Genomic DNA, 13,407 nt, shown 5'->3' with positions numbered 1-13,407 from the left:
CATTTTCAATTTTCAATTTTCAATTCTCTTGACGTCATAAACAGGGATACCCAAGCACTCTTGCATGGCTACTCTCAGTTCGTCGGAATCCAGACAATATCCTTCCGGGGATTGGGGATTGATACAAACAGCCAATAGTTTACTTTTTTGCAATACCTTCATGGTTCCGCCTTTTTTGAGGAAAGCATAGTATGTTTCCATGGAGGCGAACATTTTGGTGAAATCACGGATGATCAGTGTGATCTCCTTGATTTGTTTCTGTTGCCGTAGGAATTGCAATAATTTGTCACTGATGGCGCCTGCCACGTATAATGTGTTCCCGTACTTGAAAACTTCGTCTTTGTTATTTTCAAGCATAAACACGGAAGGAATGTTCAGATCGTGAACTTTCCCGTTTTCGTCAATGGACCACATGCCTTGCTCGATGTCAATCAGTTGCCGGATCATCTCCGGTTCTGCTGTCTCCAAGCAAATGAGGTCATACACGTATTTTGTTTTTCTAACCAGTTGAGGTATATTACAGGATACCGCGGCTCCCGTGGCTAACACCATGGCTTCCGTCACGGCCGGAGAGCTGAGACTAAGTCGGGAGAGAGCCCCGTCGACGATGGTGGTGTCCACGTCAAAACGTTTCATCCCTTGGATGAGGGCTTTTAATGATCCCGTGTCGGCAGGCCCTGATAACAAGGCTTTCCCCGAACTGACAGCTCTGGCGGTTACCAGACGTCCTAACGAGGTTTGTTGTGTGCTGACATCCATGATCTCTGCCACCAGACGTTTGGACCGGTAATGCATCTCAGACGTGATGAAAATCATGTCTTCGAAGATTTCAATTTCCGGTTTGGGCGTTTGGCAAACCTGATCTCTGTTTTCCCCGTCGATGCCTATTGAGGTAAGGGCGAAACGCTTTCCCGTATTCTTCACTTTCCGAAGAATATAGTTCAAGCATTCCGTTTTTCCGGCATTTTTGGCCAGACCCACGATTGCTATACTGTTGTATTTTAGAATCTCCTCGATAAACATTGGCTATTGATGATTATTGATAAAGTGATTCTGTGATTTTCGGAGAAGAGATTAAATCACTTAATCGGAAATCACGGAATCACTTAATTATTTTATTCGTGATGATTTCTCTCGTTACGAGCCAGATGTTTCGGTTCGATAGAGAGCATATCGCCATGTAACAGTGCGGCAACACCTTCTTTGCGAGCTTGCTCACATTCCGGGCAGTGGCACTCTTCCTTGTAATCTGTCGGTTCCGTGTAGGTGGTGATAACACCTTCGTAGTTTCTCAATACAACCCGGTTCGGAGATTGAGAGATCACGTAGTTCGGCATTACCGGGGTCTTACCGCCACCACCGGGAGCGTCAACCACGAACGTGGGAACGGCATATCCGGAAGTGTGTCCGCGTAAGTTCTCGATGATTTCGATACCTTTGGAAACCGGAGTACGGAAATGCTCGATACCCATGGAAAGGTCACATTGATAGATGTAGTACGGACGAACACGCATTTTTACTAATCCGTGCATCAATTTTTTCATCACGTAGGTACAATCGTTGATCCCTCTCAATAATACGGTCTGGTTTCCTAACGGGATACCTGCATCCGCCAAACGAGCGCAAGCGGCAGCTGATTCTTCCGTGATTTCATCCGGGTGGTTGAAGTGAGTATTTAACCAGATCGGGTGATATTTTTTCAGCATATTTACCAGCTCCGGGGTAATTCTTTGCGGGCATACTACCGGGGTACGGCTACCGATGCGGATGATTTCCACGTGAGGGATGGCTCTCAAGCGGCTGATGATGTATTCCAAACGATCGTCGCTTACCAACAATGCGTCACCACCGGACAGCAGTACGTCTCTTACTTGTGGCGTCTTGGCGATGTATTCGATACATTTATCAATGCGTTCGGTCGGGGAGGCACTGTCCTTTTGTCCGGCAAAACGTCTGCGGGTACAGTGACGGCAATACATGGAACATTGGTCCGTGATCAAGAATAACACCCGGTCCGGATACCGATGAGTTAATCCCGGTACGGGAGAATCGCTGTCTTCGTGTAACGGGTCTTCCAAGTCTGCACTTGCTTTGTGTAGCTCCAAGGCAGAAGGAACCGCTTGTTTGCGGATAGGACAATGTGGATTGTTCTTGTCGATTAAACTTAAATAATACGGGGTGATTGCCATTCTCAACATTTTTAATGCGTTGCGAATACCCTCTTCTTCGCTGGGATCCAGATCAAGATATTTTTTTAATTGATCCACAGTCTCAATTCTGTTTTTCACTTGCCATTTCCAGTCATTCCATTGTTCATCTGTTACTTCTGGAAAAAATTCTTTTCGTCTGCTTTCAGCCATCTCTGTTTATTTATTTTAAATTCTAAATTTTAAATTGCCATAAGCGCGAGCGCTTTTTTAATTCTAGCTTTCAACTGCACCAGCCAACGCTTTTTTCAACTTTTAATTTTTATCTTTTATCTATAAAATCGCATTGCGATTTTATTTAACGTACAGTCTATTAAATAGTTCCCGGATTTCCACCGACTCCCGAATGATACTCAGTGTCAGTTCGGCGTGTCCTTTGGCATATCCGTTTCCTACGATTAAATTTATATCTTTTCCTACTCCTTCAGCTCCCAGTGCCGCTTTCGTGAAGCTGGTCGCCATGGAGAAGAAATAAACGCATCCTTGTCCTTTTGTGACGAGAATCGAGGTCATTTCTGTTGAGGGAACATTTACATTGTTAATCGTTACCTCACAACCTCTTTCCCCTGCAATCGCGGTCACTTTTTTATACACGTCCATCACTTTTGTCGCATCGGCAACAATAACGTGAGTGGCGAGATTCATATCTTTAATTCTTCGGGCGTTCTCTTCCGAGTATTCCACCACGATGACCTTTCCGTAAGGTCCGACGTTTTTCATGGCCTGGTAGCAACAAAGTACTCCAGACTTTCCACCCCCTCCGATGATACATATCGTATCTCCTTCTTTTACCAGACGGGCTACTTGAGCCGGGGCTCCTGCCACGTCCAACACGGCTAATGCCAGTTTTTCCGGAATATCATTCGGTAGCACGGCGTATAAACCGCTTTCAAATAGGATCGCTTGTGCATCCACGTCAACCTGATCCGATGCCGGATCAAGATGTTTGATCTTGTTTATTTTTAATGGAGTCAGGGATAAGGAAACCAGCGTGGCAATTTTGTCTCCGATTTTCAGTGATTTGTCCGGGAAATTAGGCCCGATCTCTTTTACCGTTCCGATAAGCATACCACCCGATCCGGTAACAGGATTTTGCATTTTACCTCTTTCTGCCACGATAGAAAGAATCATTTCTTTCATTTTGTCCGCGTCCCCGTTGCAAGCGCTTTTTATCTGCGTGTAACTGGCCGAATCAATGTTTAATGTTTGCACATCTATCAACAATTCGTTGTCATAAATGCTCATCGTGTTATCCAGCTTTAATGCCGGTTGAGGAAGTGTGCCTTCCGGAGTAATTACCCTGTGTGTTCCGTATCTACAACCCTTGTCCATTTATTAATTTTGTGATTAAATGATTCTATGATTAGATGATTCCGTGATCTCCGGTCAGAGAATTGTAATCTCGGAATCGGAAATCACAGAATCATGTAATTAATTAAGCGTAAAGTTCAGTAAAGATCTTTCTCAAAGCCTCGCTTTCTCTCAGTTCTTGAAGCGTGATCTCTGCATGTCCTTTCGTGTAACCGTTACCAACGATCATGGTCACGTCGCTACCAACACCTTCTGCTCCAAGGGCTGCTTTCGTGAAGCTGGTTGCCATAGAGAAGAAGTAAACGATACCCGTGTTCTTCGTGCAAAGGATAGAAGTCATTTCAGTATCAGTGATATTTACGTTGTTGATCGTAACGTCACACATTTCGCCATTGGTCAATTCCTCGATTTTCTCCATTACCGGAACAGGTTGAGTTGCATCGGCAGAGAATACATAGTCACAGAAACCAAGTTTCTGTAAACGTTCGGTACTCTTCTGGCTGTGGCATAAGCCGATTACTTTACCGGTAACGCCTGCACGTTTTTTGGCCTCGTAGCAGCACAACATACCTGATTTACCTCCAGCACCGATGATTAACACGGTGTCACCGGGTTTAACCAATTTAGCAGTTTGAGCGGGAGCTCCGGCCACGTCTAATGCAGACAATGCTAAGTTTTCAGGAAGGTCAGCCGGGATCTTAGCGTAGATTCCGCTTTCGAAAAGGATAGCCTTACCGTCGATGTCTACTTGGTCGATGTCCGGGCGAATATCTTTGATCTTGTCAATACGAAGAGGAGTCAAAGAAAGAGAAACCAAAGTTGCGATCTTATCACCTTCTTTCAAATCAATTTTACCTTTCAATGCATCACCGATTTTTTCAACCGTACCTAACAACATACCGCCTGATCCGGTTACCGGGTTACGATGTTTTCCTTGTTTTGCAACAATTTCCAGCATGATCTCGGCGATTTTTGCTTTATCGCCACCAGCTTGTTGTTCGATCTGGGTGAAACTAGCCGAGTCGATATTTAAAGTCTGAACGTCGATCAGGATTTCGTTGTCGTAGATCTCGTCCATGTTGTTATCAATCTTGTTGGCGGGTTGGGGTAACACTCCCTTGGGTTCGATTACACGGTGGGTGCCGTATTTATTTCCTTTCTTTTGCATAGTATAATTAAATTTGAAAATTTATAAATCAATTATTTTAACGGTTTTAATCCTAAAATTTCTCTTGCCTCTGCGGAGGTAGCGATCGGACGCCCTAATTCTTTGGCGATACGAACTACTTTTGCTACTAATTCGCCATTGGATTTAGCCAGTACACCTCTTTCCAAGTAAAGATTATCTTCAAAGCCTACTCTAACGTTACCTCCCATTGCGATAGCGGGAGCTGCAAGAGTGAAGGCATGACGACCGATTCCGGTTGCCGTCCACGTAGAACCTGCGGGGATTGCGTTTACAAGCCAGCAAAGATTCGGTACCGTGGCTGGGGTACATCCGGGAACGCCGAGAACGAAGTTGAATTGCATCGGGGCTCCGGGAACCTGACCTTTTTTAGCCATGGTCAATACGGTGTCAAGATGTCCCATTTCAAAACATTCGTATTCCGGTTTGATGTTGTTTTCGAGCATTCTCTTGCCGAAATCTCTCATCATCGGCATGGTGTTCTCGAAAACCTCGTCTCCGAAGTTACAGGTACCACAATCCAGAGTTGCCATTTCGGGGAAAAGTTCTGTCGGTTGAAGACGTTCTTCAGCGGTCATTCCCACGGCTCCTCCGGTAGAGGGGATCAAAATAACGTCCGGGCATACCTTATAAATAGCGTCGATACACTCTTTGAAGCGTGCTTTGCTTTGGGTCGGGGTACCGTCATCTTCACGAACATGAAGGTGAACAATAGCTGCGCCTGCGTCTACAGCGGATTTCGCTTCTCTCACGATCTCTTCTACTGTATAAGGAACGGCAGGGTTTTGTTCTTTGGTAACTTCTGCCCCGCAAATGGCTGCTGTGATAATTAATTTCTCCATAATAATAATTTAGATTATTTCTTTCTCTGGTCTTCTTTTTTCACCACGCAGGTTCCGCTTGCACGGCAAACTACGATCGGTTCTTCTAGTACATCCGCTGCCGAAGCCGAAATGTCAGGTCTTGCAGCGACAACTTTCTTCGCCTCGAAAACCATTTTGCGGGAGGTGTTTCCTACTTTCACGATCTCCCCGGTAGCTTCGATATAATCTCCGGCATAAACAGGAGCCAAGAATTCCACGTTGTCATAAGCAACAAACAGCCCTTCGTCACCGTCATGCATGATTAATAATTCCGTGGCCACATCCCCGAACAAATGTACCATGTGTGCGCCGTCAACTAAGTTACCACCATAATGAGCGTCTTTTGCACTCATTCTTAATCTTATCATTGATTTTTCCATTTCCTTGAATTTTGAATTTTATTAATTGGGTGATGTAATGATTTTTGATTAGAAAATCATAAATCGTCAATCGTAGATCATTTCACGATGAAGTCCACCATGATTGAGGGGGTCTTCACGTTCTCTGCGGCGATTTCACCGATTTCAACCAGTTCGTTAATCTCTGCAATTACCAAGTCGGCGGCAGAAGCCATTAACGGGTTGAAATTTTGAGATGTTCCCCGGTAAACCAGATTTCCGGCTTTGTCTCCAAGGCTGGCACCAACCAATGCGATATCGGCTCTCAACGGTTTTTCCAACAAGTAGTCTTTGCCATCCACGTTGACGATCTGTTTCCCTTCAGCCACGATGGTACCCATTCCGGTTTGAGTTAGGATTCCTCCCAGACCGCAACCGCCTGCACGTACGCGTTCGGCCAATGAACCTTGCGGGCAGAATTCGATTTCCAGTTCTCCGCTATTCATTTGTTCGCTCGTGTGCGGGTTTGTCCCGATGTGTGACACGAAAAGTTTTTTTACTTGTTTGTTGGCAATCAATTGACCGACTCCTTTGTCCGGGTAAGCCGTGTCATTACAGATCAACGTCAGGTTTTTCACGCCTGATTTTGCTAACGCATCAACGATTTTGTTAGGGGTTCCGTTTGCGAGGAATCCGCCTACCATGATGGTCATGCCATCTTTTACTTTTGATACAGCCTCTTCGATAGAAATAAATTTACTCATAGGAAGCATTTTTATATTGTTTCAGTTAAATATTTAACACATTCGCATTGATTTGTCAAATTTATATCATTCCGGGCAATAAATGAAATATTTTCAACACAAAAACGGAAAAAATTCTTTATTGAGAATCATTTTACGTAGTTGAAAATAAATACCCGTTATCGCCGTAAGATTTTCGCTATTAAATTAGAATATTTTAAGATAGAAATCAATACTTCCCGTGGAAAATATTTTGTATGTGGTTGATTTTCTCTGTTTTGAATTTATGACGGGAGTTCGTTGGAGGGGTATCCCCATTTCTTTTTGTATTCCTCAGGGGTAGAACCGACGATTTTTTTGAATAAACAGAATAGCGTGCGTGAATCCGTGAATCCTAGTCCGGTTGCGATTTCCGGGAGGGTTTTATCGGAAGTCCGGATCAGTTCTTTCGTCATCTCAATTCGCTTAAAACGAGTGTATTCCCGTAGTGTTTTGCCGGACTCGCTTCTGATCAGATCATTTAAGTAGGCGAGTGATTGGGGAATTTCTTCCCGGGCGAACTCGATGGCTCGTAATTCTGTCTTTTCGGGGCGTTCACTTTGGAAATATTTCTCTAAACATCGGTTAAAATGGGCGAGGATATCCTGATTTATATTCGTGCGGGTGATAAATTGCCGTTCGTAAAAGCGTAGGCAGTAATCCATGAGTAGTTCAAGATGCACGGCTATTAATCTTAAGCTGAATTTGTCAATATCCCGTGACAGTTCTTTTTGTAGATTGTTGGTACAGTTCAGGATAATTTGTTTTTCCTGTTCGGATAGATGGAGGGATTCGTTTTCCCTGTAAGAAAAGAATGAGTAGTCCGATTTTTTGTGAATAAGAGGAGCTTCGTTTAACACTATCGGGTGGAACAAGATTCCCAGTATGTGATTTTGTCCGAAAATAGTTTTTTTATTTAGTTCAACCACTTCGCCGGGCGACTTGAACACGAGAGTTCCGGTTTGAAAATCATGGCATTTACGTCCGAATCGGGTATTCCCGCACCGGACTTGTTTGAAAAGCAGGGCATAAAAATTACCCCGGATAGATAAATTCTTGAATTGCTTTGCCTCGAACGTGTCCACGATGCTGACTAAAGGATGTAATGTCCTTTGTCCGATCAATGTGTTATATTGATGCAACGTTTCGATATTTAGCACGTTATCTGGCATAGGGATTAAGATGTTGTTTTATAATTTGAGGGAGAGGGAGCCAAAAGTTCAATTCTCTTTCATAAACTCCTCCGCCACCTCCTCTATAAACGAGGCCGCTGAAAAAGTCCCATAATCTTGAACTACCACCCCTGTTCCCTCCTTACACAGGAGGGGAAGCTGCTTGGTAATCAGCTCTCCCCCTGTGTAAGGGGGAGCTGGAGGAGGTAGTTGTTTCCTTTGGAAAGGACTTTTTCGGAGCCCTCGTTTATAGAGGGTGTATCCGGAGAGGGAGGGAGTCTGAACGTGGATTTGAAACAACCACTCCTAGATAAAATGTATGTTTATTTTATCACGTCAATCTCTCGTAACCACTTCTCCACTTGCGGGCGGGCTGATTCTGCCATTCCGCCGCTAACGAGAAATCCTTTTTTGTTCACGGCTTTATTCGTGTTTTTCACGAAATCCTTGAAGCAATTCTGCTCGCCTCCGCCCCCGTGAGTACAGAAGGGGATAACGATTTTTCCGTCCAGCTTGTAACTCTCCAGGAATGTCAGGATAGGCATGGGCATCGTTCCCCACCAGTTCGGATACCCTATGAATATGATATCGTATTCCTCCATGTTCTTCACTTTCGTTTTCAACTCCGGTCGGGCGTTTGCCTCTTTTTCTTTTTTGGCAACTTCCGTGCAAGCGTGATATTCTGCCGGGTAAGGTTTGGCTACCTCGATTTCGAACAGATCTCCGCCTGTCAGATTCTTGATATGATTAGCGACAGCTTTCGTGTTCCCGCTACGGGAAAAGTAAGCGATTAATACTTTTTTGCCGGAAGTATTTTTCTGTGCTTTTGTCTCCATGTTGAATGTTCCCATGATTGTTGCGATTATTAAAAGGTATTTTGCGATCATATTTATATACATATTGAATGGTAATGAATTCGTGTTGTCTTAACTCTCAAATTTTACAGTCCCCAGCCATTTCACGATTTCCGGGTCGTGGTGATCGAGGAATAAACTTTTCTTCATGTCGAGAGACGCGATCTGTTGCATGTCGTTATCGTCCAGTTGGAAGTCGAAAATCTGGAAATTCTCGACGATTCGTTCCCGGTGTACGGATTTCGGGATAGCCACCACGCCTCTTTGCGTTAACCAGCGGAGTACAACCTGCGCCACGGATTTGTTGTATTTTCGGGCGATAGAAGTCAAAATTTCATTGTGAAACATATCATTACGTCCCTCTGCAAACGGCCCCCACGACTCGATTTGTACCCCGTGTGCTTTCATCAAGGCTTGGTCTTCATTTCGCTGGAAGAAAACATGCGTTTCGATTTGATTCACGGCCGGAACAATTTTGTTGTGAAGAATCAAGTCTACCAGTCGATCCGGGAAGAAATTCGAAACCCCGATTGTACGAATCTTTCCCGCGGCGTACAACTCTTCCATGGCTCTCCATGCCCCGTAGTAATCGCCGAAAGGTTGATGGATCAGGTATAAATCCAGGTAATCCAGTCCCAAATGATCGAGTGATTTCTGGAAAGCTACTTTTGCCTTCTCGTAACCGGCATCCTGTACCCATAGTTTCGTTGTGATAAATAACTCTTCCCGGGGAATACCGCTACGTTTTATAGCTCGCCCGACAGCCTCTTCGTTCATGTAAGCGGCAGCCGTATCAATCAAACGATAACCTGCTTGGAGAGCCTCAAATGTACTGCGCTCGCATTCTTCGGCGTCACTCACTTGGTAAACGCCGAATCCCAGAACCGGTATTTCCACTCCATTATTTAATACTACTTTTTCCATGCGTTATTCTTTTTTTTGTGTATGACAAAATTACGAACTGAATGCTGAATAGGAACTAGACGGATTACAGATATGTATACCAATATTACTGATTTCGAGTACATGTAGTATCAAATTGAATGAGAATCATTAAATTTGTATCAAACAAAATTATTAAACGTATGGGTGAAATATTGAAAATGGATTCGATTCATGATTACCATGAATTCTTGGGAGTGGAGACTTTGAATCCGCTCGTGAGCGTGCTCAACTTTTCTGAAGTGCCCCCGGTAAGACATGCACGTCGGAATGCCGGTTTTTATACCGTTTTCCTGAAAGATGTCAAGTGCGGGGATTTACGGTATGGGCGTAAAACTTACGATTATCAGGAAGGTACATTGGTTTTCATCGGTCCGGGCCAAATAGCGGGAATTGATGACGACGGAACCCGTGTGCAGGGAAAAGGGTGGGCGTTACTTTTTCATCCTGATTTGTTACTTGGAACTTCGCTAGGGCGAAAAATGAAAGAGTACACGTTTTTTTCTTACGAGGCAAACGAGGCGCTCCACATGTCCGACCGGGAGAGGGAGATCGTCATCAATTGTTTTCTGGGAATCCGGGAGGAACTGGAACACGCGATTGATAAACACAGTCGTGCGATTATTACCGCTAATATCGAGGTGTTCCTGAATCATTGCGTGCGTTTTTACGATCGTCAATTTGTCACCCGCAAGGATGTCAATAAGGATATTCTTTCTCGCTTTGAAGATTTGTTGGTCAATTATTTTGATTCGGAGGCCCCGCTGACCTATGGCTTGCCTTCTGTTGCCTATTGCGCGGATAAACTTCATTTGTCTGCCAATTATTTCGGTGATCTGATAAAAAAGGAGGCCGGGAAATCAGCGCAGGAATATATCCAGTTGACGGTTATTAACCGGGTGAAAGAACGTTTTGCCGATCAAGATAAATCGGTGAGTGAAATTGCTTACGAGCTGGGATTCAAATACCCTCATCACCTCAGTCGACTGTTTAAAAAAGTAGTCGGTTGTTCCCCTAACGAATACAGGGCGGCATTAAGTTAGACCGCCTTGTTTTATTTGGGATTGCGTTATATTGGTTGTACATTTATTCAAGTGTGCCTGCGGTTGACTCCCGACGCCTTTCATGCTGATGAGTGTGGATGTGGTTGCTATTTCCCGTTCTTGACGATCGAGAATGTCCCGAAGGAATATATCCCCGGAAGAGTGGAGCGTTTTGATACGTTTGCCTTGAATGATTTATAGCGATAAAATGTAAAAAATGTATTTCACAGGGGGACGGAAGATGATAAACAAGGGATAAACCGTCCCGTGGTATTGGAATAGCCTGTTAGCGATTTCTTTTATGATCCGGAATACCAACTTTTTGTAAGCGTTAAAAAAGCTTATTTCCTACTAAAATGGCGGTTAGGTGGCGGTTAAGTGGCGGCTAAATGGCGGTCAAGTCGCCTAGAGGTGGCCTAGACGTGAGGCAATGGTCGCTTAAAAATGTAGTTTATCTCAAGTGTTTTCCTTGAAAAGGGGTATTCATGTCAGGTTAAATGCATCACGAGTTTTGACGTGTTTGCCCTAACGGATGATCGAGAAAAATATGGGGACTTTCTTTAATTCATTATCTTTGTCGTAAAATTGGTATATTGGGGAGTGTTGGCTTTAGACTATTAGAATAAATTTATAGGGTATATGCGTGAAGTCATGGTACAATATCTGCAACATCGTCTGTTACGGTGGTTCGACGAGAACCAGCGGGTATTTCCGTGGCGGGAAGACGGGGCGACCAAATACCAGCAGATTGTATCGGAAATCCTGTTACAGCGCACGAAGGCAGAGACTGTGGCCAAGTATTTTGATACATTTTTCTCGAAATATTCCGATTGGAATGCTTTGGCAAATGCTTCACTCGAAGAGTTGGAGGAGGTGATGAAACCTTTGGGATTATACCGGCATCGGGCGAAACGACTTTACAAGTTGGGGGAGGATATCCGGCGAAGAGGGGGTAATATCCCGGGAAATTCGAACGAGTTGCGGGATTCCGGTTTTATCGGGTTGTATGTCACGAATGCTTTCGAGTTGTTTATTCTGCGGAACCGGAAACCGCTTTTGGACGTGAATATGTCCCGGTTGCTGAAACGCTATTTTAAACCGGGTGATTTTATCGACGTGCGCCATGACAAGGAAATTCAGGAATTGGCCAATGATATCGTGGAAGTCCGTCGATGCAAGGAATTGAACTGGGCTATACTGGATTATGCCGCGCTGGTGTGTAAAAGCAGGAACCCCTTGTGTGATGAATGCGTGTTGAACAAGCATTGCAAATATTATGAGTTGTCTAAGGGTAATACTACCTTTATCCCGTAGTAATAATGCTTTAATTGGCTTGCTGTTACTTATTGTGCTCTATTTCGATAACATCGAATTATGATTTCTGGGGTAAAAATATTAGGGTGGGAATACAAGTTAACAGGAAAGACGATAGAAAGGTGTATTAAAATAAAAACAGTTTGAGATCATGTCTCAAACTGTTTTTTATGGTATCGTGATTATCTTGTTTACTTGATAACACCCAATTTTTTACCAATCTTGATGAAGGCAGCCAATGCACGATCCAATTGTTCACGTGTATGAGCGGCAGACAATTGGATACGAATACGGGCTTGTCCTTTCGGAACAACCGGGTAGTAGAATCCGGTAACGTAGATGTTCTCTTTCTGTAATTCGGCAGCAAATTGTTGAGAAAGAACTGCATCGTAAAGCATCAAGGCACAGATTGCTGATTCAGACGGTTTCAAGTCGAATCCGGCTTCCGTTAATTTGGCCCGGAAATAGTTAGCGTTGTCCATTACCCGGTCTCTCAGTTCCGTACTCTTGGTCAGCATATCGAACACGGCGATAGAAGCACCGCAGATTGCCGGAGATAGAGAGTTAGAGAACAAATAAGGTCTTGAGCGTTGACGCAACATGTCAATAATTTCTTTTTTACCGGTCGTGTATCCTCCCATGGCTCCACCCAGAGCTTTACCAAGGGTTCCGGTGAAAATGTCAACACGTTCCATGCAATGGTGATATTCGGCGGCTCCACGTCCTGTTTCACCGATAAATCCGGCAGCGTGGCTATCGTCAACCATTACCAAGGCATTGTATTTTTCAGCCAGATCACAGATTTCGTTCATTTTGGCAATATCTCCGTCCATGGAGAATACACCATCGGTAACGATGATCCGGTAACGTTGAGCCTGAGAGATTTTCAATTGCTCTTCCAGATCGTCCATGTTGGCGTGTTTATATCTGTAACGTACGGCTTTACAAAGACGAACACCATCAATGATAGAAGCGTGATTCAACTCGTCGGAGATGATGGCATCTTCTTGTCCGAATAATGGTTCGAATACACCTCCGTTGGCATCAAAACAAGCCGCGTAGAGAATGGTGTCTTCCGTCCCGAAGAATTGAGAGATTTTAGCTTCCAGTTCTTTGTGAATATCTTGGGTTCCGCAGATGAAACGTACTGAAGACATACCGTAACCACGGCTGTCCAATGCTTTCTTGGCTCCCTCGATCACGGCAGCGTTAGAAGAAAGTCCTAGGTAGTTGTTTGCACAAAAGTTTAATACAGTTTCTCCCGTGGCAAGTTTAATTTCAGCATCTTGCGGGGTAACGATAATTCTTTCGCTCTTGTATAAGCCGGCATCTTTTATTGACTGGATTTCAGTCTTTAAAAAGTCTTGAAATTTTCCGTACATATAGCTAATTTTT

The 13,407-nt window shown here is 44.1% G+C and carries 14 protein-coding genes; 3 read left to right on the top strand and 11 right to left on the bottom strand.

Translation table 11 applies throughout. From position 1 onward, the window contains the following. Positions 1 to 12: 12 nt before the first annotated feature. The 10 genes from DWW52_RS17580 to DWW52_RS17530 form a co-directional block, all read right to left on the bottom strand. Positions 13 to 1,023: a hypothetical protein gene (locus DWW52_RS17580; RefSeq protein ID WP_118716817.1), complete on the bottom strand. Its 1,011-nt coding sequence runs from the start codon at positions 1,021 to 1,023 to the stop codon at positions 13 to 15. Between the two features lie 92 nt (positions 1,024 to 1,115). Next, a complete protein-coding gene (gene ablA, locus DWW52_RS17575) occupies positions 1,116 to 2,360 on the bottom strand; it encodes a lysine 2,3-aminomutase (protein WP_118716815.1) in 1,245 nt (414 codons plus the stop codon). Positions 2,361 to 2,501: 141 nt separating this feature from the next. Further along, the gene (locus DWW52_RS17570; protein ID WP_118716813.1) at positions 2,502 to 3,539 is read right to left on the bottom strand and encodes an L-erythro-3,5-diaminohexanoate dehydrogenase; all 1,038 of its coding nucleotides are present in this window, start codon (positions 3,537 to 3,539) and stop codon (positions 2,502 to 2,504) included. A gap of 103 nt (positions 3,540 to 3,642) precedes the next feature. After that, positions 3,643 to 4,686, bottom strand: a complete 1,044-nt coding sequence (locus DWW52_RS17565) for an L-erythro-3,5-diaminohexanoate dehydrogenase (protein ID WP_118716811.1) — start codon at positions 4,684 to 4,686, stop codon at positions 3,643 to 3,645. Between the two features lie 32 nt (positions 4,687 to 4,718). Continuing rightward, a complete protein-coding gene (locus tag DWW52_RS17560) occupies positions 4,719 to 5,546 on the bottom strand; it encodes a 3-keto-5-aminohexanoate cleavage protein (protein WP_118305606.1) in 828 nt (275 codons plus the stop codon). A gap of 14 nt (positions 5,547 to 5,560) precedes the next feature. Next, positions 5,561 to 5,947 (bottom strand): hotdog domain-containing protein, encoded by a 387-nt coding sequence (locus DWW52_RS17555; RefSeq protein ID WP_027201909.1) that lies wholly within the window; start codon positions 5,945 to 5,947, stop codon positions 5,561 to 5,563. Positions 5,948 to 6,024: 77 nt separating this feature from the next. Further along, a complete protein-coding gene (locus DWW52_RS17550) occupies positions 6,025 to 6,669 on the bottom strand; it encodes a CoA transferase subunit A (RefSeq protein ID WP_118716809.1) in 645 nt (214 codons plus the stop codon). A gap of 263 nt (positions 6,670 to 6,932) precedes the next feature. Beyond that, positions 6,933 to 7,859 carry an AraC family transcriptional regulator gene (locus DWW52_RS17545; RefSeq protein ID WP_118716807.1) on the bottom strand — a complete coding sequence of 309 codons (927 nt, stop codon included), beginning with the start codon at positions 7,857 to 7,859 and terminating at the stop codon, positions 6,933 to 6,935. Between the two features lie 323 nt (positions 7,860 to 8,182). Further along, positions 8,183 to 8,710, bottom strand: coding sequence for a flavodoxin (locus DWW52_RS17535; protein WP_233556970.1), 528 nt, complete (start codon positions 8,708 to 8,710; stop codon positions 8,183 to 8,185). Between the two features lie 75 nt (positions 8,711 to 8,785). Further along, positions 8,786 to 9,637, bottom strand: a complete 852-nt coding sequence (locus tag DWW52_RS17530) for an aldo/keto reductase (protein ID WP_118716803.1) — start codon at positions 9,635 to 9,637, stop codon at positions 8,786 to 8,788. A gap of 161 nt (positions 9,638 to 9,798) precedes the next feature. Here DWW52_RS17530 and DWW52_RS17525 point away from each other — a divergent pair, with 161 nt between their 5' ends. The 3 genes from DWW52_RS17525 to DWW52_RS17515 all read left to right on the top strand — a co-directional run bounded on the left by DWW52_RS17525 (position 9,799) and on the right by DWW52_RS17515 (position 12,012). After that, positions 9,799 to 10,698 carry an AraC family transcriptional regulator gene (locus tag DWW52_RS17525; protein WP_118716895.1) on the top strand — a complete coding sequence of 300 codons (900 nt, stop codon included), beginning with the start codon at positions 9,799 to 9,801 and terminating at the stop codon, positions 10,696 to 10,698. 6 nt (positions 10,699 to 10,704) lie between these two features. After that, a complete protein-coding gene (locus DWW52_RS17520; RefSeq protein ID WP_118716801.1) occupies positions 10,705 to 10,899 on the top strand; it encodes a hypothetical protein in 195 nt (64 codons plus the stop codon). 438 nt (positions 10,900 to 11,337) lie between these two features. Further along, on the top strand, positions 11,338 to 12,012 hold the full coding sequence (locus DWW52_RS17515; RefSeq protein ID WP_118716893.1) for a hypothetical protein: 675 nt from the start codon (positions 11,338 to 11,340) through the stop codon (positions 12,010 to 12,012). 191 nt (positions 12,013 to 12,203) lie between these two features. Here DWW52_RS17515 and kbl read toward each other — a convergent pair whose 3' ends face one another. Continuing rightward, complete coding sequence (kbl, locus tag DWW52_RS17510) at positions 12,204 to 13,394, bottom strand: glycine C-acetyltransferase (RefSeq protein WP_118716798.1); 1,191 nt, start codon at positions 13,392 to 13,394, stop codon at positions 12,204 to 12,206. Positions 13,395 to 13,407: the final 13 nt, after the last annotated feature.

Origin of the sequence: Odoribacter sp. AF15-53, from assembly GCF_003479425.1 — a bacterium.
Lineage (GTDB): Bacteria > Bacteroidota > Bacteroidia > Bacteroidales > Marinifilaceae > Butyricimonas.
This window is presented reverse-complemented; position numbering and strand designations above follow the sequence as displayed.

Bases quoted from the DNA above. Each gene is read 5' to 3' on its own strand.
- DWW52_RS17580 (WP_118716817.1), bottom strand. From the start codon at position 1,023: ATGTTTATCGAGGAGATTCTAAAATACAACAGTATAGCAATCGTGGGT.
- ablA (WP_118716815.1), bottom strand. From the start codon at position 2,360: ATGGCTGAAAGCAGACGAAAAGAATTTTTTCCAGAAGTAACAGATGAA.
- DWW52_RS17570 (WP_118716813.1), bottom strand. From the start codon at position 3,539: ATGGACAAGGGTTGTAGATACGGAACACACAGGGTAATTACTCCGGAA.
- DWW52_RS17565 (WP_118716811.1), bottom strand. From the start codon at position 4,686: ATGCAAAAGAAAGGAAATAAATACGGCACCCACCGTGTAATCGAACCC.
- DWW52_RS17560 (WP_118305606.1), bottom strand. From the start codon at position 5,546: ATGGAGAAATTAATTATCACAGCAGCCATTTGCGGGGCAGAAGTTACC.
- DWW52_RS17555 (WP_027201909.1), bottom strand. From the start codon at position 5,947: ATGGAAAAATCAATGATAAGATTAAGAATGAGTGCAAAAGACGCTCAT.
- DWW52_RS17550 (WP_118716809.1), bottom strand. From the start codon at position 6,669: ATGAGTAAATTTATTTCTATCGAAGAGGCTGTATCAAAAGTAAAAGAT.
- DWW52_RS17545 (WP_118716807.1), bottom strand. From the start codon at position 7,859: ATGCCAGATAACGTGCTAAATATCGAAACGTTGCATCAATATAACACA.
- DWW52_RS17535 (WP_233556970.1), bottom strand. From the start codon at position 8,710: ATGGGAACATTCAACATGGAGACAAAAGCACAGAAAAATACTTCCGGC.
- DWW52_RS17530 (WP_118716803.1), bottom strand. From the start codon at position 9,637: ATGGAAAAAGTAGTATTAAATAATGGAGTGGAAATACCGGTTCTGGGA.
- DWW52_RS17525 (WP_118716895.1), top strand. From the start codon at position 9,799: ATGGGTGAAATATTGAAAATGGATTCGATTCATGATTACCATGAATTC.
- DWW52_RS17515 (WP_118716893.1), top strand. From the start codon at position 11,338: ATGCGTGAAGTCATGGTACAATATCTGCAACATCGTCTGTTACGGTGG.
- kbl (WP_118716798.1), bottom strand. From the start codon at position 13,394: ATGTACGGAAAATTTCAAGACTTTTTAAAGACTGAAATCCAGTCAATA.